A 20,357-nucleotide genomic window follows, 5' to 3' on the forward strand; every position below is an offset into this window, starting at 1 on the left:
GACCTATGCTCTACCCCCTGAGCCATTTTCAGGGGAGTATCGAGCATGACCCACTGGCCGCTGGATCACACATACGACTTCAACGGACACCCCATCCGCTACGCCATCCACGGCGACGGCCCGCCGCTGGTGTTTGTCCACGGCACACCCTTCTCTTCCTACGTGTGGCACCGCATCGCCCCGCTGTTCTTCACCACCCACACGGTGCATTACTTCGACCTGCTGGGGTATGGCCAGTCCGCGCAACCGGATGCCGATGTGTCCCTGGGCGTGCAAAACCAGCTACTCGCGCAACTGCTGGAGCACTGGCGCCTGGACTGCCCGGACGTGGTGGCCCATGACTTTGGCGGCGCCACGGCCCTGCGCACGCACCTGCTCAATGGCAAGGACTACCGCAGCCTGACCCTGATCGACCCGGTGGCGCTGTCGCCCTGGGGTTCACCCTTTGTCCAGCATGTACGCCAGCATGAAGCCGCCTTCAGCGGCCTGCCCGACTACATTCAGCGAGCCATCGTGCCAACCTATATCCGCGGTGCGCTCAAACGGGACATCCCGGACGCCGAACTGGCGCCCTACGTGCAGCCGTGGCTTGGCGAACCGGGCCAGGCGGCGTTCTACCGGCAGATTGCGCAGATGGACGAGCGTTATACCCGCGAAGCCGAGGGCTTGTACCCGACCGTGCGCTGCCCGACGCAGATACTGTGGGGCGAGGATGACCAGTGGATCCCCATCGAGCGCGGGCGGGCCCTGCACCAGCTGATTCCAGGTGCACAGTTCCACCCTGTTCCGAACGCCGGGCACCTGGTCCAGGAAGACGCGCCGGAGGCCGTCGTGGCGGCGGTGTTGCGGTTCCTGGCATGAAGAACCCTGCATTCCATTGTGGGAGCGAGCTTGCTCGCGATAGCGTCTGTTCAGCCACATCGCCGTCAACTGATCTACCGCTATCGCGAGCAAGCTCGCTCCCACAGGGAAACCGGATAGGCAGTGAGAACTGTGTTCCAACTTGAATCACCGCCGCACCGCTTTCGATCCCTTCGCCCACCCAATCCTCAGGATTGTCTATAAATAACCTCGCGATCACTCGCTTGGCACGGCCGCTGCACGCTTGCGATATACCCCTCATCCGCAAGGACCGCCACATGACTCAGAACGATCCGGGCAATGACTACCCCTTGAGCGAAGTCCCGATGCACGCCCGCAAGGGCCTGGCCTCCACGGCCATGGTGCTGCTGGGTTTCACCTTTTTCACCGCCACCATGTTTGCCGGCGGCAAGCTGGGGGTAGCGTTCGGTTTTGCCGAAATGCTCACGGTCATCGTCATCGGCAATCTGCTGCTGGGTCTCTACGCCGCCGGCCTGGGCTACATCGCCTTCAAGAGCGGGCTCAATTCGGTGCTGATGGGCCGCTTCTGTTTCGGCGAGGTGGGCAGCAAGCTCAGCGACTTGATCCTGGGGTTCACCCAGATCGGCTGGTACGCCTGGGGCACGGCGACCGCCGCGGTGGTGCTGGGCAAGTATTTCGAATTGAGTGAAGGCACCGTGCTGGGGTTGATGGTGCTGTTCGGCCTGGGGTTCTGTGCCACGGCCTATGTCGGTTATCGCGGGCTGGAAATCCTCTCGTACCTCGCCGTACCGGCCATGATGTTGCTGCTGATGTTGTCGATGTGGGTCGCGACGGTGAAGGTCGGTGGCTTCGAGGGCTTGTTGGCGGTGGTGCCTACGGGCAGCCTCGACTGGTCCACCGCCATCACGTTGGTGTTCGGCACCTTCGTCAGCGGCGCGACCCAGGCGACCAACTGGACGCGGTTTTCCCGCTCGGCGAAGGTCGCGGTGCTGGCGAGCCTGATCGGCTTCTTCCTGGGTAACGGCCTGATGGTGCTGATCGGCGCCTACGGGGCCATCGTCTATCAACAACCGGACGTGGTCGAAGTGTTGCTGCTGCAGGGCTTCGCCATGGCGGCGATGGCCATGTTGCTGCTCAACATCTGGAGCACCCAGGACAACACCATCTACAATTTCGCCGTGGCAGGATGCAACCTGCTGCGCACCCGTCGGCGCAAAACCGTGACCCTGGGCGGCGCGGTGATCGGCACGCTGCTGGCGCTGCTGGGCATGTACGATTTGCTGGTGCCGTACCTGATCCTGCTGGGCACGGTGATCCCGCCCATCGGCGGGGTAATCATGGCCGATTTCTTCTTCCGCTGGCGTGGTCGTTACCCGCGCCTGGCCGAGGCGCAACTGCCGGCGTTCAACTGGCCCGGGCTGTTGGCCTATGGGGTTGGCACCGTCGCGGCGTTCAATTCGCCATGGGTCGCGCCACTGGTAGGAATCGCTGCCGGCGCGCTAACGTATGTGCTATTGATCAGCGTAATGGGTACTCGCACCGCTGATGCGCCCCTACAAGACCTCTAAAGGATTCGCTTGATGCACATCATCAACGCCCGTCTGCGTAACCGTGAAGGCTTGCATGAACTGCACCTGGAAAACGGCCTGATCGCCAACATCGCCCGCCAGACCGAGGCCCCCAGCCTCGGCCCGGAAGACCTCGATGCCGGCGGTAACCTGGTGGTCCCGCCCTTCGTCGAACCACACATTCACCTGGACGCGACCCTCACTGCCGGCGAACCGCGCTGGAACATGAGCGGCACGCTGTTCGAAGGCATCGAGTGCTGGGGCGAACGCAAGGCCACCATCACCGAAGAAGACACCAAGACCCGCGCCAAGAAAACCATCCAGGCCCTCGCCGCCCATGGCATCCAGCATGTGCGCACCCACGTCGACGTGACCGACCCCCAGCTCACGGCGCTCAAGGCGCTGCTGGAGGTGCGCGAGGAAAGCCGTCACCTGATCGACATGCAAATCGTCGCGTTTCCCCAGGAAGGCATCGAGTCCTATCGCAACGGCCGCGAGTTGATGGAAGAAGCGATCCGCATGGGCGCCGACGTGGTGGGCGGCATTCCTCACTTCGAGTACACCCGCGACCAGGGCGTCAGCTCGGTGAAATTCCTCATGGACCTGGCCGAGCGCACCGGCTGCCTGGTGGATGTGCATTGCGACGAAACCGATGACCCGCACTCGCGCTTCCTAGAAGTGCTCGCCGAAGAAGCCCGCAGCCGCGACATGGGCGCGCGCGTCACGGCCAGCCACACCACGGCCATGGGCTCCTACGACAACGCCTACTGCGCCAAGTTGTTCCGCCTGCTCGGGCACTCAGGCATCAGCTTTGTCTCCTGCCCAACCGAAAGCATTCACCTGCAAGGGCGCTTCGATAACTTCCCCAAACGCCGCGGTGTCACCCGGGTCAATGAACTGCTCGAGGCCGGGATGAATGTGTGCTTCGGCCAGGACTCCATCGTCGACCCGTGGTACCCGCTGGGCAACGGCAACATCTTGCGGGTCCTCGAAGCCGGCCTGCACATCTGCCACATGCTCGGCTACCGCAACCTGCAAAGCGCCCTGGACCTGGTCACCGACAACAGCGCCAAGGCCATGGCCCTGGGCGAGCGCTACGGCCTGGAACCCGGTCGCCCGGCGAACCTGCTGATCCTGTCGGCGGACAGTGACTACGAAGTGATCCGCAGCCAGGGCTTGCCGCTCTATTCGATTCGCAACGGTGAAGTGCTGATGAAGCGCCAGATGCCGGTGGTGGAGTTTGCGCAGCAGCCAGGCTGATTCCCACAACCCCTTGTGGGAGCGAGCTCGCTCGCGATGGCGGTCTACCCGTTGATATGGATGTGACTGACCCGCCGCTATCGCGAGCAAGCTCGCTCCCACAATGGATCTGTGTCGGATACACCATTTCTATCCACTGAAGCCCCCCTGTGGGAGCGAGCTCGCTCGCGATGGCGGTCTACCCGTTGATATGGATGTGACTGACCCGCCGCTATCGCGAGCAAGCTCGCTCCCACAATGGATCTGTGTCGGATACACCATTTCTATCCACTGAAGCCCCCCTGTGGGAGCGAGCTCGCTCGCGATAGCGGCATCAGCCACACCGCAAAACTTCCAGAAAGCTCTACGGCACAGACCGCGCCGTCCCAAACAACCTGACCCGCACCAACTCACCCGCCTCTTCTTCCAGCAAAATCGGCGCAGTCCCCCCCGGCATCACCACACTCACCGCCCCCGCCTGCACCCAACCCACCCGCCATGCGGCACTGGCCACGGCACTGGCGCTGGTGCCCGAGGAAGCCGTGGGCCCCTCGCCTCGCTCAAACACCCGGGCCGCGATTCGCCCTTCGGCTTCGCGCCAGGCCCATTGCAGATTCACCCCCCTCGGGCACGGAACACCGGCCCCACCGGGCGCCGCATAAGCAATTTGGGTCAGGCTTTGCGAGAGCGCCGCAACACGCATCTGCGAATTGCCCGGCAACGCCTCGACACCCGCCACCAGCGTCACGCAATGAGGATTGCCGAGGCTCACGAACTGGCTGTGGCCCCACGCCGGGTTCAACCGGTAAAGCGCCGCCACGCGGCTGACATCGCACTGGTTGAACAGCACGCTCTCGACCTCCTGGGCGCCAACAGCCTGGGGCCCGAACAGCGGTTTGCCCAGGTCCAGCCAGAAACCTTGGACGCCGTCGAATTCAGCGGCACGAACCGAGGTGTGCAGCGGTGACAAGCCGTCGGGTTTATCGTGATGAACCTGCAGCACACACTCACCCGCGCCCGGCATCAAGCCTTGCGCTTGCAACGCCTGGGAGAAAATCGTCAGGCCGTTGCCGCTGCGCTCGGCCAGGGTGCCGTCGGTGTTGACGATCAACAGATCAAAAGGCGGTTCGCTCTGGAACGGGCCGATCAACAGACCGTCACTGCGATGGGCCTTGGCGTCCGGCGGCGCTTCGCCCGGAGCCCAACTGCAGAAGGCCTGCACCGCAGCCTTTGTCCAGGATTCGCGTGTGCGTGCAGCCTCGGCAGCCGACGGTGGCAGATCAATGCCCTGGTCACGGACCTGTCGAGGTGAAACGACTCCATAGATATTGCCGCGTGCGTCATAAAACTGCGTCATGGACCAAACCCGGTATCAGCCAGCAAGGGGCAGTACTTTATGCCGGCAAAGGCTGGGGGAGCAAAGCCTGCTGGCGACCCGGATATTCGCGTCGGCACCTTGGGCTCGCGGTGCGGTCAGTGGATGTGCAAGCATAGGCCCCTGCCCGCCGCACCACACCGCACGACAGCCAAGGACGTTTCATGACTGCCATTACGCCCCCGCCCACCTTTATCCCCGGACGCCTGGAGCAGATGTCCACCCGCATCGCCTATCTCATCGCCGGCATCGGCATCGCCGCCTGGGCGCCGCTGGTGCCGTACGCCAAGGTGCGGGCGAACCTGGATGAAGGCACCCTCGGGTTGCTGCTGTTGTGCCTGGGGGTCGGGTCGATCCTGGCGATGCCGATTTCCGGTGCGCTGGCGGCGCGGTTCGGCTGCCGACGGGTGCTCAGCGGCGGCACGATTCTGATCTGCCTGGCGTTGCCGTTGCTGGCGACAATGACCTCCCTGCCCTGGCTGGTGGCCGCCTTGTTCCTGTTTGGCGCCGGGCTCGGCACCGTGGACTCGACCGTGAACCTGCAAGCGGTGATCGTCGAGCGGGCCAGCGGCAAGACCATGATGTCGGGTTTCCATGGCATGTTCAGCCTCGGCGGGATCATTGGCGCGGCGGGTGTAAGTGTCCTGCTTGGCCTGGGGCTTTCGCCGCTGGGGGCGACGCTGGTGGTCAATGGGGTGCTGCTGGTGGCGTTGTTCAAGGCTGCGCCGCACCTGCTGCCCTACGGCAGTGAGAGCTCGGGACCGGCGTTCGCCATTCCCCACGGCGTGGTGCTGTTTATCGGCATCCTGTGTTTTATCGTGTTCCTGGCCGAAGGCGCGGTGCTCGACTGGAGCGCCGTGTTCCTGACCACCGAACGCGCAGTGGATACCGCCTATGCCGGGCTGGGTTATGCCGCTTTCGCGCTGACCATGACCGTCGGCCGGCTGACCGGCGATTCAGTGGTGCATCGCCTGGGGGCCAAACGCGTGATCATCTATGGCGGATCGATCGCGGCAACCGGGTTCCTGCTGGCGACCCTCGCACCGATGTGGCAAGCCGCGCTACTGGGCTATGCGTTGGTGGGCGCCGGGTGTTCGAACATCGTGCCTGTGCTGTACACCGCGGTCGGCAAACAGACCTTGATGCCAGAGGCCATCGCTGTGCCGGCCATCACCACCATCGGCTATGCCGGCATCCTTGCCGGCCCGGCGCTGATCGGCTTCGTCGCCCATGGCAGCAGCTTGAGCATTGCCTTTGGGTTGATTGCGCTATCGCTGGTGGCGGTGGCGGCCAGTGGGAAGGTGTTGAAGGTCTGAGTTCTCTACAGACCCTGTGGGAGCAAGGCTTGCCCCCACAGGTATTTTTTCTTCTGATTACGCCTCAGGCATCTTGCGAAAGCCCACTGCCAAGCGGTTCCAGCCATTGATGGCGTTGATCGCCACGGTCAGGTCGACCATTTCCTTGGGGCTGAAATGCTCGCTCAGCAAGGCATAGTCGGCGTCCGGCGCGTGGGTGTCGCTCAGGCGGGTCAGGGCTTCGGTCCAGGCCAGTGCCGCGCGCTCACGGCCGGTGAAGAACGGTGCTTCGCGCCAGGCGGTCACGGCGTACAGCCGACGTTCGGTCTCGCCGTCCTTGCGGGCATCGGCGGTGTGCATGTCGATGCAGAAAGCGCAGCCATTGATTTGCGAGGAGCGCAGCTTGACCAGCTCCAGCAGGGACTTCTCCAGGCCCAGCTTCGAGACGGCGGTTTCCAGGGCCAGCATGGCTTTGAAAGCGTCAGGGGAAGCGGTGTAGAAATCGATACGCGGTTGCATGGTGAACTCCAGGACAATTGGGTGTAGCGCTACGTTAGCCGTGCGGTGGCGCGGTACAAATAGCCAATTGTTGGGAAGTTCGGGTGGCCAATGGCAGGCGGTGGGAACAACCTATCAAAGGGAGAGAGGCTTCTCTGTGGCGAGGGAGCTTGCTCCCGCTCGGCTGCGCTGTAGGAGCTGCCGAAGGCTGCGATCTTTTGATCTTTCGCTCGGGACTCAAGTGACTGGGGAAAGATCGCAGCCTCGTTGCACTCGACAGCTCCTACGACCCAGCGGGAGCAAGCTCCCTCGCCACAGGGCCATGAGCACTTCAGTCAGGCCCGGCTGCGCAACCACTGCAAAAAACGCTTCTTGACGATCGGCTTGGGGGCTTCGCGGGTCAGGTTCTGGGCCAGGTGCATGCGCACGTCCAGCAGGTTTTTCATCGCGTCGTTGATGTCGCGACGGGCCTCGAGGCAAGGCTTTAGGTAGCTGTTCTCGATGCGGTACAGGGTGCAGAAGGTCTTGGCGTTAAAGTTCGCCAGCGCTGCCTGTTCGGCGACGATCCCGGCTTCGCCGATCACCTCCCCCGGCCCCATGCGCCCGCCCTCGAGTGGCTGGCCGTTGCGCATGAGGCTCACGCTGACCACCCCGGACTCGATGATGAACAGATGATCGCTGACCTCCCCGGCCGCCAGGATCACATCACCCGCACGGAAGGTCTGCAGGGTCATGTTCTGGCTGAAGGTGTCTTTCTCGTCCTGGCGCAAGGTAGAGAAAATATTCGAGCTTTCCAGCAGGGCCCGGGGTCGCGACACCTCCTGCGGCACCGCGCTTTCACTGGTGGACAACAGGCTCACGCCCGACGCCTGCAAATGCCGGAACGCCAGGTCGAACAGCTGGTTGCGCACCGTGCGTTTCTGGGCCATGGAGGCAACGAACCCGCTGATCTCGTACTCCGCGCCGCCACTGCCGCTGCTTTTGAGCGTCACGCAGGGGGGCGGGCTGGCGAGCAGGGAACGACAGCCGATCATCGCCCGCTCCAGCGCGTCGATCACGGTTTGTGGCCGCGCATGAGGGCTGACCTGGATACTGATGGACAAGCCATGGACGTCGCTGGGTCGACTGAAGTTGATGACCTTGGCCTTTGCCGCCAGCGAGTTGGGGATCACCGCCATGCTGCCCTGGGCGGTCTGCAAGCGCGTGGCCCGCCAGTCGATGTCAGTGACCCGGCCTTCGGTGCCGTCGATGGAAATCCAGTCATCGAGCTGATAAGGCTTGGTGGTGTTGAGCACGATCCCGGAGAACACGTCGCTGAGGGTGCTCTGCAAGGCCAAGCCGACGATGATCGCCATCGCGCCGGACGTCGCCAACACGCCTTTGACCGGCAAATCCAGCACGTAGGCCATTGCCGCGATGACGGCGATCAGGAAAATCACCGCGCCGAGCAAATCCTGCAGCAACCGCCCGGTATGGCCGACCCGTTGCATCATCGCCGCACCGATCAGCACCGTCAGGGTTCGCGCGGCGAACAGCCACCAGGCGATCTGCAGGCCGGTCGCGGCCAGGTGCCGCGGCACATCGTCAACCCACTGCGCCGGCTCCATGGGGTTGAGGCCTTCGTTGAACAGCAGCACGCTGAACAGCGAAAAAATCACCAGCCTTGCGCCGACTTTCCAATAGATCCGATCCGCACTGACCAGGCGCCACATCAACAGGTCGAGCACCAGCAGCGCCAGGGAACAGAGCAGCGGGTGCTCGGAGATCAGAGACAGCATCGGGACAGCTCCAGGAAGGCGATTGGCGAAGATTGGCACAGAATGAATACTCTGTAGAGATCCCCATGCAGATCCCCATTGTGGGAGCGAGCTTGCTCGCGATGGCGGTCTGACAGTCAACCCATCATTGAATGTCCTACCGCTATCGCGAGCAAGCTCGCTCCCACAATGGGTTCAGCGTGGCTGTTGTTTCGCCTCAATCGTCCATCCGGCCAAAACGCCCCGAGTGGAAATCATTGAAGGCCTGGTGGATTTCCTGCTCGCTGTTCATCACGAACGGACCATGGCCGACGATGGGTTCGTCGATCGGCTCGCCACTGAGCAGCAGCACCACCGCGTCGTTATTGGCTTGCAGGCTCAATTGGTCGCCGGCCCGGTCGAACAGGGCCATCTGCCCGGCCTCGACGCGCTCGCGGCCATTGGCCTGGACCGAGCCGCGCAATACCACCAAGGCGGTGTTGTGACCTTCGTGCAGGTCAAGAATGAGGTTTTTCCCGGCATTCAAGCGAATGTCCCAGACATCGATAGGCGTGAAGGTCCTGGCGGGGCCTTGATGCCCTTCGAAGCGCCCGGCGATCAGGCGCAGGCTGCCGGCGTTGTCCTTCAGGGCGATGTTCGGAATGTCGCCCTTGAGGATCGTCTGGTAGCCGGCCGGGGCCATCTTGTCCTTGGCGGGCAGGTTGACCCACAACTGGACCATCTCCATGAACCCACCCTGCCGGGCGAAGGCTTCGGAGTGGAACTCTTCGTGGATGATGCCGGACGCGGCGGTCATCCATTGCACGTCGCCGGGACCGATCTTGCCGCCGCTGCCGGTGGAGTCACGGTGCTCCAGTTCGCCCTGGTAGACGATGGTCACGGTTTCGAAACCGCGATGCGGGTGCTGGCCGACACCACGACGTTCCGTGGTGGGCATGAATTCAGTCGGGGCGGCGTGGTCCAGCAGCAGGAACGGGCTGACGTGCTTGCCCAGGTTGTCATAGGAAAACAGCGTGCGAACCTGGAAGCCATCGCCAACCCAATGAGGCCGTGGGCTGGTGTAGAGGCCGATGATGTTTTTCATGCTGTGTCTCCAAAATCAGGTACTGCGATTCAATGGACACAGCTTAGAACCGACACCTTTGCAGCACTAGACTGCAAAAATCGGCTTTAGCGTTCTATTTAGAGAACGACTGAAAAACCTGTGGGAGCGAGCTTGCTCGCGATAGCGCTGTATCAGCCGAAGATGCATCGACGGGCAGACCGCTATCGCGAGCAAGCTCGCTCCCACAGGTTCTGGTGTCATTCAAAGGTGATTGCGCTTAGCAAATTCCGACAGCCCCACCAAGGATTGCAGGCCAAGCTTTTCCAACAGGCGAGTCTTGTAGGTGCTGACGGTTTTTGGGCTCAGGAACAGGCTTTCGGCGATGTCCTTGCCGCGCATGCCCATGGCCAGCATGCGCAGGATGGACAGCTCACGGGTAGAGAGGCTTTCCAGCGCCTGCTGTTCGCTGCGCTGCTGGAAATCCAGCCTGACGGACATCTGTGGAAAATAGGCATAACCGGACTTCAAGGCCTGGATGGCCTTGGTCAGTTCCTTGAGATCGCTTTTCTTGGTCACAAACCCCCGGGCCCCGGCCGAGATGCAGCGGTTGCAGAAGTGCTGCGCATCCTGGGAAGTGAACACCAGCACGCTGCACTCAGGGAACTGGGCCATGATCCAGACCAGCAGGTCCAGGCCATCGAAACCGTTCATCACCAGGTCGAGGATCACCAGGTCTGGCACGCACGCCTTGATGAGGGCCCTGGCATCGGCCGCGCCGCTGGCGTCCCGGATGTGGGTGAACGCCTCATTCTGGCAAATAAGCCGCAGCGCCCCTCGTATGACAGGGTGGTCATCCACGATCAACACGTCTTTCAAGGCAACTCCCCAGGTCATTACAAACGGCACCGGCGCCATGACTGCGCCGGACTCTCGCACAAGCGCCAGGCCCTGCCACCTGTCAGATCCGACAGTGCAGACCAGCGGTCTTCCTCAGCGTCCATGGCCCTGCCTGAGGGCACGCGTCCACGGTTGCAGCGACTCACTGGCTTGAGGGTCGACCCGCTCCATCAGGCACCGCAGGGAGGCAAGGTCAGGCAGTGGTGCCTGGCTCAGGTGCATGCTCGATCGGCGCGCGACCGGCACCGGCGACAGGCTGGCCGGTTGCGCGTTGTAAATCATCCCGTGACGAACCTGTGGGTTATAGATAACAAAATCGTGCAAGTCCAACGCCCCGCTTGCCAGCCCGGCATTGACGACGATCAGGTCGAACGGCTCGCTGCCGTACTCCACCAGCGTCAGCAACTCTTGCACATGGCTCACGGGGACAATCCGGAAATAGCCCTGTTGGTTGAACAGGCGCTCCAGCACGATTCGATAAGCATGGTGTGGGTCGGCAATCAGGATACGGAGTGCTTTGTTCGGCATGGCAAGCTTTCCAATAGCAACGCGCCAGGTAGAAACCGGCTCAGAACATTAAGGGCCGTCAGGCTAGAGGAAGCGTTTGAAAGACGATGTAGGATTATTCCTAAAATGATGACGGACCAAGCCCCTGCGACGAGGAAATTCACCCTACGCTCGACGCTTTTGTAGGAGCTGGCGAAGCCTGCGATCTTTTGATCTTTGATCTTTCGCTTGGGACTCAAGTGTCTGGGGAAAGATCGCAGCCTCGTTGCACTCGTCAGCTCCTACAGCTCCTACTCCTCCATGTAGGTCTTCAGTTGTTCCGCCAGGTGCTCGATGGCTTGGCGAATATCTTCCACGGCTTGGGCGAGCAGCAACGTATCGCCGCCCCGACAAGCGCTTTCCAGCGCCTCGCAGGCGGCGATCAGGCGTTGCGCCTGGACGATCCGCGCCCCACCCTTGATCCGGTGCGCCAGGTCCGCCAGGCCCGGCAAGTCTTGTCGGCTGGACAGGTGCAACAGTCGCGCTTGATCGTCGGCATTGCTGCTGACCAGTTCCTCCAGCAGTGCCCTGATGGCGGTCGTGTCGCCGCCGGTCAGTTGTTCCAGGCTAGTCAAGTCGATTTCATCGTCGGGCTGAGGCGCCCCCACGTCCGGCGTGACCGAAGCCAGGCACGCGTTAAGCTCCCGAAGGCTGAGGGGTTTGAACAGGCAATCGTCCATCCCGGCCTCGGCACAGCGGTCCTTTTCCTCAGGCTGGGCGTTGGCCGTGAACCCCAGGATCACCCCGGGCGACAGGTTTTGCGCACGCTCTTCGTCGCGAATGGCCCGCGCGAGTTCGTAGCCGCTCATCAAGGGCATGTTGCAGTCGGTGATGACCACATCGAAGTGTTCGTTGCGCCAGGCGTGCAGACCTTCGACACCGTTCTGTGCCTCCTGGACACGATGGCCCAGGTAGCCCAGTTGCTTGGACAGCAGCAAGCGATTGGCCGGGTAGTCATCGACCACCAGGATACTCAGCGCCCGGCCTGGTACCAGCGCCTCGGCCTCGACAGGTGGCGCGGTCGGCAAGGCATCGAGCAGGGGCAGGTCCAGCAGGATCTCGACCTGCGTGCCCGCCCCCGCCACGCTGCGCAACGTCAGGGTGCCGCCCATCATTTCGCACAAGGTGCGGCTGATGACCAGCCCCAGCCCGGAACCGCTGCGCGCCGACTGGGTCGTGTGGCTGGCCTGGGTAAAGGGGCTGAACAGGCGGCGCTGGTCCTCAGGCGAAATCCCGCAGCCGGTGTCCTCGACTCGCAGGCAAATGCCCAGGCGCCCGTGTTCAATGTCCGGCTCGCCGCGCACACTCAGGCGCACCTCGCCCTGGTCGGTGAACTTGATGGCGTTGCTCAACAGGTTCGAGACGATCTGCTTGAAGCGCAACGGGTCGATCAACACGTCACGATTGACCTCGGCGTCCAGTGCCCGTTGCAGGCGCAGGTGTTTCTGCCGGGCCAGGCCCTCGAAAATCCGCGCCACCGACTCGGTCAATTCGCGCAGATTGGCCCGTTGCGGTACCAGCGACAGCTTGCCCGACTCGATGCGGGCGATGTCGAGGATGTCGCCGATCAAGTCCAGCATGCCATGGGCGGCCCCCGACGCGACCTCGATGGCGAACCGGTCCACGATGCCTTGGTCGGCTTTTTTCAGGGCCAGTTCCAGAAGGCCGATCACCGCGTTCATCGGTGTGCGGATCTCATGGCTCATGGTCGCCACGAAGGTGGTCTTGGCCCGGTTGGCGTCGTCGGCGCTTTCCTTGGCGACGCGCAATTGCTCCAGCAGGCGCCGCAAGTAAATGACCCAGCCCAAGGTCACCAGCAACAGCAGCGCAGCGACGGTGAACCCCTGGAGAATCGTGGTGCGGTTGCGCAGCCAGTAACTGTCGTCGATCACCACCTCGCTGCGCCAGCGGTTGGTCAACTCGTCCATCTCTTCGGGAGAAATGCTCAACAGCGCCTTGTCGAGAATCGAGTAGAGCTCCAATGCGCCCCGGTTCGTTGCCAACGCAACGCGCGCGGGCAAGGTGCCGACGGTACTGGTGACCTGCAGCTTGTCGCGGTACTGGCGGGAGATCATGTAGCGGGCACTGATCAGCGGATTGACCGCAGCGTCCGCCGTGCCGGCGGCGACCATGGCCATGGCGTCGGCGGTGTTTTGTGCCGTCACCAACTGCACGCGGGGGAACTGCTCCAGCAGGAACTCGCGCAACACGTTGCCGCGCACCAGCGCCAGGCGCTTGCCGGCCATCTGGTCCAGGGTTAGCGGGCCCTTGGCCCGAGCGGGCACCACCAGCACGAACGGATTCGTCAGGTACGGTCGGGTAAAGCGCAACTCGTCTTCAAGTTCGGTACTGGGTATGGCGGTCGCCAGGACATCGGCCTTGCCGCTCTTGATCTGCCCGATCAAATCGTCAACCGAACCGCCACGCTGCACATCGAATTTCAAACCGGTGCGCAAGCTGATCCTCGCCAGGACATCGGCGCCGATGCCGCGCAAATGGCCTTGCTCATCGAAGAACGTCAGCGGCAGGAAGTTTTCGTTGGCGGCGACCTTGATCCGTGGGTGGGCATCCAGCCAGCGCTGCTCCTTGACGCTGAAGTGCAGCGCCTGCTGACCCGGCATGCTCGCGCCGCCGGCACTCCAGCGCCTCAGGATGCTCATGTGTTCGCTGGCGGGGATGGCTTGCAGCGCGGCGTTGATAATGCGCAACAGGCGCGCGTTGTCGCGGCTGACCGCGAAGGCGAACGGCTGCACTTCCATGCGCGAGAAATCGGCCAGTTGAATATTGTTCAGGTAATTCTTGCTGATCAGGTAGTTGGAACTGATCGAATCCCCCAGATAAACGTCGGCCTGACCAAACGCCACGGCGCCGATGGCGCTCAAGGTCGAGGGGAACAGCTGCAAGGAAGCCTCGGGATAAAACGCCTCGACCGTTTCCGGCGGCAAGTAGTGATACAGCATCGCCACGCGCTTGCCCGCCAGGTCGCTGGGCAAATCCTGGCTGTCGTCGATGCGGGCCACGAGGGTGGGCAGGTCATCGGCATAGGCCTGGGACATCGCCAGGTCCGGATCGGCGGCTTCGAAGCCGTTGGCGGTGCCGAGCATATCGATCTCGCCGCCGCGCAGGGCCTGGAGCGATTCGGCACGGGATGGGTAGCGCTGGACCTGCACCTTGACGTGCAGGAGTTGCCCGAGCAATTGCGCATAGTCAGCGGTCAGGCCTTCATAGTCGCGACCATTGCCAGTGATGCTGAACGGCGCGTAGTCCGGCGCCGAGGCACCCAGCTGCAACGTGCCCTTTTGGCGCAGCCAGGTCCAGTCGGCATCGTCCAGGGACACCGAATAATCGCTCACATTGGAGCGCCCGAGCACCTGCAGCGCCTCGGGGGCCGCGTCCACCGGTGGCACCACACTCAATGAACCCAGCAACAGCGCCACCAGGCCTGTGCGTAAAAGCAAAATCATCTGGTCAGGGTGTTTCGCTTGGCGTAGTCGGCCCGGCTCACACCGACTGCACATTCAGTCAGGGTGGACCGGCTGAGGGGTTCAGACTGCCAATACGAGGGAACAGCGAACCGAGCCTTTCAAACAGCAGGAGGCTGTGAAGTGAGTGTAGGAAATTTCTGAAGAATTTCCTGACTGGCTTGCGGTTGTTTTGTAGGAGCTGTCGAGCGAAGCGAGACTGCGATCTTTTGATCTTTTGATCTTTTGATCTTTCACTTGGGACTCAAGTGTTTGGGGAAAGATCGCAGCCTCGCTTCGCTCGACAGCTCCTACACAGCTCCTACACAGCGGCCAACCGCAAATCAGGCACCGGGCGCGCCTGCCCGCGATGCTTCCCGTGCTCATACAGCGAGCCGGCGATTTCATCGGCACGCACCGGCAGGATCGACAGCAAGGTGTCGCTCAGGCCATGGCTGGCCTGGCAGAAGCCCTGCATGTAGATCGCCGCCTTGCAGCGCTCGTCGGTGATCAGCTTGTAGTTGCGATCCACCTCGAAATCTCCCAGGTATTGCGCCAGCGGCTCCAGCAGGGTGCGGTGCATCTGCCGTTCGTAACCGGTGGCCAGCACCACGGCGTCATAGCGGCGCACAGTCAATTCGCCCGTGGCGTTGTTGCGCACCGCCAGTTCCACGCCGGTGGCGGTGGCCGTGGCCTTCTCCACCGTCGTGAGGGTGCGGAACGCATGACGGGCGATGCCAGAGACTTTCTGGCGATAGAAAATCCCGTAGATGCGTTCGATCAGGTCGATGTCCACCACCGAATAGTTGGTGTTGTGGTATTCGTTGACCAGGCGCTCGCGCTCGCTGTGGGGTTGCTGGAACACCAGGTCGGTGAACTCCGGCGAGAACACTTCGTTGACGAATGGGCTGTCATCCGCCGGCTTGAGGGCCGAGCCGCGCAGGATCATGTCGACCTGCACCGAAGGGAAGCTGTCGTTGAGGTCGATGAAAGCCTCCGCCGCGCTCTGCCCACCGCCGATGATGGCGATGTTCATCGGCTGGCCCTTCACGCATGGTTGGCCGGCCATGCGTTCCAGGTACTGGGAATGGTGGAACACCCGCGCGTCATCCTTGAAGGCCTTGAACGCCTCGGGGATGCGCGCCGTACCGCCGGCACTGACCACCAGCGCACGGGTGGTGCGGACGAACTCTTCGCCCTGGGCATCGCGGGAAATCACCCGCAGCGCTTCGACCTGCTGGTTGTGCAACACCGGCTCGATGCGCAGCACTTCTTCGCCATAGCGACTCTGCTCGGTGAAATGCCCGGCCACCCAGCGCAGGTAGTCGTTGTACTCCATGCGGCACGGGTAGAAGGTGCCGAGGTTGATGAAATCCACCAGGCGACCGTGGTGCTTGAGGTAATTGACGAACGAATACGGGCTGGTGGGGTTGCGCAGGGTCACCAGGTCCTTGAGGAAGGAAATCTGCAACTCGCTCTGGGTCACCAGGGTGTTGCCGTGCCAGCGGTAGTCGGCCTGCTTGTCGAGGAACAGCACGTCCAGTTCACCCTGGACCGGCCCGCGCTCCTGCAGCGCGATGGCCAGCGCCAGGTTCGAGGGGCCGAAACCGATGCCGATCAAGTCGTGAACGATGGGCGATGCAATTGCCTGTGTCATGTCCAGTGTCCTCTGGAAAAGCCCTCAACAGGGCGCAAAAAGCCTGGGGTGACCTGCCCAGCGTTTAAGGGGCCAACAAGTCGTGTGTTGAGAGGAACGAGGACAATGAAAAAAAATTTACCGCGAGGCGACCGGCGTGGGCAGATTAATGCGCGTCCCACTGCCGCACGCGAACGCGGCAGTGCTTCATGGCGTTGACGATGTGTTTTTCCACCAGCGCCCGGGAAATGCCCAGGCGCTCGGCGATTTGCGGGTGGGACAAGCCTTCGAGCTTGCGCAGCAGGAAGCTCTCGCGGCACAGCGGTGGCAGCTCGGCCAAGGCACGCTGGAGCATGTCCAGGCGCTGGCCATGGTCGAGGCTGGAATGGGGCGACGGGGTGAAGAAGCGCTCTTCGCTGTCCAGCACCTCCAGGGATTCGACCTGGCGCAGGGTATTGCGCCGATGCCCGTCGATCACCAGGTTCAGCGCCGTGCGGTAGAGAAACGCCCGCGGTTGCTCGATGGGGACGTCGCTGGCACGCTCCAGCACCCGCACATAGGCGTCATGCACCACATCCTCGGCCGCCTGACGGTTGCCTAGCCTGGCGTTCAGGAAACACACCAGCTCGCGATAGTAGTTTTCCAACATGACTCCCATGCGCAATGGCTGCGACCGCTATCCCTGTGCCCACTCGGCATGCCCGGGACAGGCAATGGCACGATAGTGGCAGATTCGATCGCGTAATTTATAGTAATTCTCATATAGATTTAAAGCTTTGGTTTGTATCAGGACTGATTCGTTCAGATAAATGGGGTGCCAGGGCCGCTTTTGTGGCGAGGGAGCTTGCTCCCGCTGGACTCTGTAGGAGCTGTCGAGCGAAGCGAGGCTGCGATCTTTCCGCTGCCAATTGAGTTCAAAGCGAAAGATCAAAAGATCGCAGCCTCGCTTCGCTCGGCAGCTCCTACAGTAAGTGTTTCACAGCAGTAAATTCCCGCCCGGAACGCTCGTTTACCAGGACAGCCTCCCGTCCCTGCCCTTCCTCGGACGGGCCCGATATCACCGGCCGGAACCCTGCATGAAACGTCCCCGCCCTACCCGACGCGCCTGGCTTCTCACCTTCGCCCTGCTTCCGGCCGTGGCCTTCGCCGCGTGGCAAGCGGTGGCGCCAAGCCGTGCGCCCCTGGTCACCGCGCCCGTCACCCGTGGCGATATCGAAAACAGCGTCACCGCCCTGGGCACCCTGCAACCACGGCGTTATGTCGACGTCGGCGCCCAGGCGTCCGGGCAGATCCAGAAGATTCATGTGGAAGCCGGCGACGAGGTGCGCGAAGGCCAGTTGCTGGTGGAAATCGACCCGTCCACGCAAAAAGCCCGGCTCGACGCCGGGCGTTTTTCAATCGAGAACCTCAAGGCCCAGCTCCAGGAACAGCGCGCCCAGCATGACCTGGCGCAGCAGAAATCCCGCCGCCAGCAACAGCTCAAGGCCGGCGGTGCCACCCGCGAGGAAGACGTGCAGACTGCCCAGGCCGAAGTGCGGGCGACCCAGGCGCGCATCGACATGTTCCAGGCCCAGATCCGCCAGGCCCAGGCCAGCCTGCGCAGTGACGAGGCTGAATTGGGCTATACGCGCATCTATGCGCCGATGAGCGGCACCGTGGTCGCCGTCGGTGCCCGGGAAGGCCAGACCCTCAACGCCCAGCAGCAAACCCCATTGATCCTGCGCATCGCGCGCCTGTCGCCGATGACCGTCTGGGCCGAAGTCTCGGAAGCCGACATCGGCCACGTCAAACCGGGCATGACCGCTTACTTCACCACCCTGGCCGGCGGCAGCCGACGCTGGAGCAGCACCGTTCGCCAGATCCTCCCGGTGCCGCCACGCCCGCTGGAAGCCAGCCAGGGCGGCAGCCCCACGGGCGGTCGCAGCGGCAGCGAGCGGGTGGTGCTCTACACCGTCTTGCTGGATGTGGACAACGCCGACCGCGCGCTGATGACCGACATGACCGCCCAGGTGTTTTTCGTCGCCGCCCAAGCCAAGGACGTGCTGACCGTGCCCATCGCCGCCTTGCAGGACGCCGGCCAGGTACGGGTGCTGGCCGACAATGGCGATGTCCAGCCACGCACCGTTCGCACTGGCGTCAGCGATCGACTGCGTACCGAGATTGTCGACGGCCTGAGCGAAGGCGACCGGGTGCTGATCGGCCCGGCCACCGGCAGCGGAGGCTGAATGAACACGCCCCTGATCGAACTGCGGGACATTCGCAAGGCCTACGGCGGTGGCGACAGTCCTCGGGTGGAGGTGCTGCGCGGCATCGACTTGGCCATTCACGCCGGGGAATTCCTGGCGATTGTCGGCGCGTCCGGCTCCGGCAAATCGACCTTGATGAACATCCTCGGCTGCCTCGACCGCCCCACCAGCGGCGAGTACCGTTTCGCCGGCGAAGACGTCGCCGGCCTGGGCAGTGATGAGCTGGCCTGGCTGCGGCGCGAAGCGTTCGGCTTCGTGTTCCAGGGCTATCACCTGATCCCCTCCGGCACCGCCCAGGAAAACGTCGAGATGCCGGCCATCTACGCCGGCACCTCGGCCGCCGAGCGCCATACCCGGGCCAGCGCCCTGCTCGACCGCCTGGGCCTGGCCAGCCGCACCGGCAACCGCCCCCATCAATTGTCCGGCGGCCAGCAGCAACGCGTGTCGATTGCCCGGGCCTTGATGAACGGCGGCCACATCATCCTCGCCGACGAACCCACTGGCGCCCTCGACAGCCAGAGCGGCATCGAGGTCATGGCCTTGCTCGACGAACTGGCGAGCCAGGGCCACGTGGTCATCCTGATCACCCACGACCGCGAAGTGGCGGCCCGGGCCAAGCGCATCATCGAGATCCGCGACGGGCTGATCATCAGCGACAGCGCCAGCTCTTTGCCGAGCGACGCGCCAGCCAACCCAAAGGCACTGCAAGCCGTGGACCTGCGCCAGCGCCTGAGTGCCGGTAGCGAACACAACGGCGCCTGGAAAGGTGAGCTGGTGGACGCGGTACAGGCGGCGTGGCGGGTGATGTGGATCAATCGTTTTCGCACCGCCCTGACGCTACTGGGCATCGTCATCGGCGTGGCCTCGGTAGTGGTCATGCTGGCCGTGGGCGAAGGCAGCAAGCGCCAGGTCATGGCCCAGATGGGCGCCTTCGGCTCGAACATCATCTACCTCAACGGCATCGCGCCCACACCGCGCGCTACCAAGGGCATTATCAGCGAATACGACCTGGCCGCCCTCGCCGCGTTGCCCGAGGTGCAGCGAATCATGCCGGTCAACGGTGCCGAGGCCAGCGTGCGTTTCGGCAACCTCGACCACACCAGCTACGTCGGCGGCAACGACACCAATTTCCCGATCATCTTCAATTGGCCGGTGGCCCAGGGCAGCTACTTCAGCGAGGCCGACGAGCGCAGCGCGGCGGCGGTGGCGGTGATCGGCCACAGGGTCCGACAGAAACTGCTCAAGGATGTCGCCGACCCCATCGGTCGCTACATCCTGATCGAGAACGTGCCGTTCCAAGTGGTCGGCGTACTGGCCGAGAAAGGCGCCAGCTCCGGGGACTCAGACGCCGACAACCGCGTCGCGGTGCCCTACTCTGCCGCCAGCGTGCGGCTGTTCGGCACGCGCCATCCCGAGTACGTGGTGATTGCCGCCAAGGACGCAGGCAAAGTCCAACAGGCCGAGCAAGCCGTCTCGCGGACGCTGTTGCGCCTGCACGACGGCAAGCAGGATTTCGAACTGACCAACAACGCCGCGATGATCCAGGCCGAAGCACGCACCCAGGGCACGCTGTCGCTGATGCTCGGCGCCATCGCGGCGATTTCGCTGCTGGTGGGCGGCATCGGCGTGATGAACATTATGCTCATGACCGTGCGTGAACGGACCCGCGAGATCGGCATCCGCATGGCCACCGGCGCCCGCCAGCGCGACATCCTGCGCCAGTTTCTCACCGAAGCGGTGATGCTCTCGGTGGTCGGTGGGGTCACCGGTATCGGCCTGGCCCTGCTGGTGGGCGGCGCGTTGCTGCTGGGCAAGATCGCCGTGGCCTTCGAATGGTTGGCGGTGTTCGGCGCCTTCGGTTGCGCGCTGGTCACCGGCGTTGTCTTCGGTTTCATGCCGGCCCGCAAGGCCGCCCGCCTCGACCCGGTCGCGGCCCTTACCAGTGAATGAA

15 protein-coding genes are annotated in these 20,357 nt (G+C 63.1%); 6 read left to right on the top strand and 9 right to left on the bottom strand.

Going from position 1 to position 20,357, the window contains the following annotated elements:
* Nucleotides 1-45: 45 nt before the first annotated feature.
* The 3 genes from LOY50_RS19105 to codA all read left to right on the top strand — a co-directional run bounded on the left by LOY50_RS19105 (nt 46) and on the right by codA (nt 3,671).
* On the top strand, nt 46-861 hold the full coding sequence (locus tag LOY50_RS19105; RefSeq protein WP_258688865.1) for an alpha/beta fold hydrolase: 816 nt from the start codon (nt 46-48) through the stop codon (nt 859-861).
* Between the two features lie 278 nt (nt 862-1,139).
* Nucleotides 1,140-2,411: a cytosine permease gene (gene codB, locus LOY50_RS19110; RefSeq protein WP_258688866.1), complete on the top strand. Its 1,272-nt coding sequence runs from the start codon at nt 1,140-1,142 to the stop codon at nt 2,409-2,411.
* 12 nt (nt 2,412-2,423) lie between these two features.
* Complete coding sequence (gene codA / locus LOY50_RS19115) at nt 2,424-3,671, top strand: cytosine deaminase (protein ID WP_214510490.1); 1,248 nt, start codon at nt 2,424-2,426, stop codon at nt 3,669-3,671.
* Nucleotides 3,672-4,014: 343 nt separating this feature from the next.
* Here the strand turns inward: codA and LOY50_RS19120 are convergent, their stop codons facing one another.
* Entirely contained in the window at nt 4,015-5,007 is a 993-nt protein-coding gene (locus LOY50_RS19120) for a diaminopimelate epimerase (RefSeq protein ID WP_258688867.1), read from the bottom strand.
* Nucleotides 5,008-5,189: 182 nt separating this feature from the next.
* Here LOY50_RS19120 and LOY50_RS19125 point away from each other — a divergent pair, with 182 nt between their 5' ends.
* Nucleotides 5,190-6,341, top strand: a complete 1,152-nt coding sequence (locus LOY50_RS19125; RefSeq protein ID WP_258688869.1) for an MFS transporter — start codon at nt 5,190-5,192, stop codon at nt 6,339-6,341.
* A 57-nt stretch (nt 6,342-6,398) separates the two neighbouring features.
* Here LOY50_RS19125 and LOY50_RS19130 read toward each other — a convergent pair whose 3' ends face one another.
* The 8 genes from LOY50_RS19130 to LOY50_RS19165 all read right to left on the bottom strand — a co-directional run bounded on the left by LOY50_RS19130 (nt 6,399) and on the right by LOY50_RS19165 (nt 16,809).
* Nucleotides 6,399-6,839, bottom strand: a complete 441-nt coding sequence (locus LOY50_RS19130; protein WP_003203930.1) for a carboxymuconolactone decarboxylase family protein — start codon at nt 6,837-6,839, stop codon at nt 6,399-6,401.
* Between the two features lie 314 nt (nt 6,840-7,153).
* The gene (locus LOY50_RS19135; RefSeq protein ID WP_253476621.1) at nt 7,154-8,596 is read right to left on the bottom strand and encodes a mechanosensitive ion channel family protein; all 1,443 of its coding nucleotides are present in this window, start codon (nt 8,594-8,596) and stop codon (nt 7,154-7,156) included.
* A gap of 196 nt (nt 8,597-8,792) precedes the next feature.
* Nucleotides 8,793-9,659: a pirin family protein gene (locus LOY50_RS19140; RefSeq protein WP_258688871.1), complete on the bottom strand. Its 867-nt coding sequence runs from the start codon at nt 9,657-9,659 to the stop codon at nt 8,793-8,795.
* A gap of 222 nt (nt 9,660-9,881) precedes the next feature.
* The gene (locus LOY50_RS19145; protein WP_253478614.1) at nt 9,882-10,535 is read right to left on the bottom strand and encodes a response regulator transcription factor; all 654 of its coding nucleotides are present in this window, start codon (nt 10,533-10,535) and stop codon (nt 9,882-9,884) included.
* A gap of 75 nt (nt 10,536-10,610) precedes the next feature.
* A complete protein-coding gene (locus LOY50_RS19150; RefSeq protein ID WP_258688872.1) occupies nt 10,611-11,045 on the bottom strand; it encodes a response regulator in 435 nt (144 codons plus the stop codon).
* Between the two features lie 269 nt (nt 11,046-11,314).
* Nucleotides 11,315-14,527, bottom strand: coding sequence for a transporter substrate-binding domain-containing protein (locus LOY50_RS19155; RefSeq protein WP_258688873.1), 3,213 nt, complete (start codon nt 14,525-14,527; stop codon nt 11,315-11,317).
* Between the two features lie 319 nt (nt 14,528-14,846).
* Complete coding sequence (locus tag LOY50_RS19160) at nt 14,847-16,181, bottom strand: lysine N(6)-hydroxylase/L-ornithine N(5)-oxygenase family protein (RefSeq protein ID WP_258688874.1); 1,335 nt, start codon at nt 16,179-16,181, stop codon at nt 14,847-14,849.
* Nucleotides 16,182-16,326: 145 nt separating this feature from the next.
* Nucleotides 16,327-16,809 (bottom strand): sigma-70 family RNA polymerase sigma factor, encoded by a 483-nt coding sequence (locus LOY50_RS19165; RefSeq protein ID WP_309475791.1) that lies wholly within the window; start codon nt 16,807-16,809, stop codon nt 16,327-16,329.
* Between the two features lie 427 nt (nt 16,810-17,236).
* Between LOY50_RS19165 and LOY50_RS19170 the strand changes: the two genes are divergently transcribed.
* A complete protein-coding gene (locus LOY50_RS19170; RefSeq protein WP_258688875.1) occupies nt 17,237-18,385 on the top strand; it encodes an efflux RND transporter periplasmic adaptor subunit in 1,149 nt (382 codons plus the stop codon).
* Nucleotides 18,386-20,356 carry a MacB family efflux pump subunit gene (locus LOY50_RS19175; protein WP_258688877.1) on the top strand — a complete coding sequence of 657 codons (1,971 nt, stop codon included), beginning with the start codon at nt 18,386-18,388 and terminating at the stop codon, nt 20,354-20,356.
* Nucleotide 20,357 lies beyond the last annotated feature (1 nt).

Source organism: Pseudomonas sp. B21-010, assembly GCF_024749325.1.
Taxonomy (GTDB): Bacteria; Pseudomonadota; Gammaproteobacteria; order Pseudomonadales; family Pseudomonadaceae; genus Aquipseudomonas; species Aquipseudomonas kilonensis.

Excerpts from the sequence above, each read along its gene's own strand:
- LOY50_RS19145 (WP_253478614.1), bottom strand. The coding sequence starts at position 10,535 with ATGGCGCCGGTGCCGTTTGTAATGACCTGGGGAGTTGCCTTGAAAGAC.
- LOY50_RS19165 (WP_309475791.1), bottom strand. The coding sequence starts at position 16,809 with ATGTTGGAAAACTACTATCGCGAGCTGGTGTGTTTCCTGAACGCCAGG.
- LOY50_RS19135 (WP_253476621.1), bottom strand. The coding sequence starts at position 8,596 with ATGCTGTCTCTGATCTCCGAGCACCCGCTGCTCTGTTCCCTGGCGCTG.
- LOY50_RS19150 (WP_258688872.1), bottom strand. The coding sequence starts at position 11,045 with ATGCCGAACAAAGCACTCCGTATCCTGATTGCCGACCCACACCATGCT.
- LOY50_RS19170 (WP_258688875.1), top strand. The coding sequence starts at position 17,237 with ATGAAACGTCCCCGCCCTACCCGACGCGCCTGGCTTCTCACCTTCGCC.
- LOY50_RS19130 (WP_003203930.1), bottom strand. The coding sequence starts at position 6,839 with ATGCAACCGCGTATCGATTTCTACACCGCTTCCCCTGACGCTTTCAAA.
- LOY50_RS19160 (WP_258688874.1), bottom strand. The coding sequence starts at position 16,181 with ATGACACAGGCAATTGCATCGCCCATCGTTCACGACTTGATCGGCATC.
- LOY50_RS19125 (WP_258688869.1), top strand. The coding sequence starts at position 5,190 with ATGACTGCCATTACGCCCCCGCCCACCTTTATCCCCGGACGCCTGGAG.
- LOY50_RS19140 (WP_258688871.1), bottom strand. The coding sequence starts at position 9,659 with ATGAAAAACATCATCGGCCTCTACACCAGCCCACGGCCTCATTGGGTT.
- LOY50_RS19175 (WP_258688877.1), top strand. The coding sequence starts at position 18,386 with ATGAACACGCCCCTGATCGAACTGCGGGACATTCGCAAGGCCTACGGC.
- codA (WP_214510490.1), top strand. The coding sequence starts at position 2,424 with ATGCACATCATCAACGCCCGTCTGCGTAACCGTGAAGGCTTGCATGAA.
- LOY50_RS19120 (WP_258688867.1), bottom strand. The coding sequence starts at position 5,007 with ATGACGCAGTTTTATGACGCACGCGGCAATATCTATGGAGTCGTTTCA.
- codB (WP_258688866.1), top strand. The coding sequence starts at position 1,140 with ATGACTCAGAACGATCCGGGCAATGACTACCCCTTGAGCGAAGTCCCG.
- LOY50_RS19155 (WP_258688873.1), bottom strand. The coding sequence starts at position 14,527 with ATGATTTTGCTTTTACGCACAGGCCTGGTGGCGCTGTTGCTGGGTTCA.
- LOY50_RS19105 (WP_258688865.1), top strand. The coding sequence starts at position 46 with ATGACCCACTGGCCGCTGGATCACACATACGACTTCAACGGACACCCC.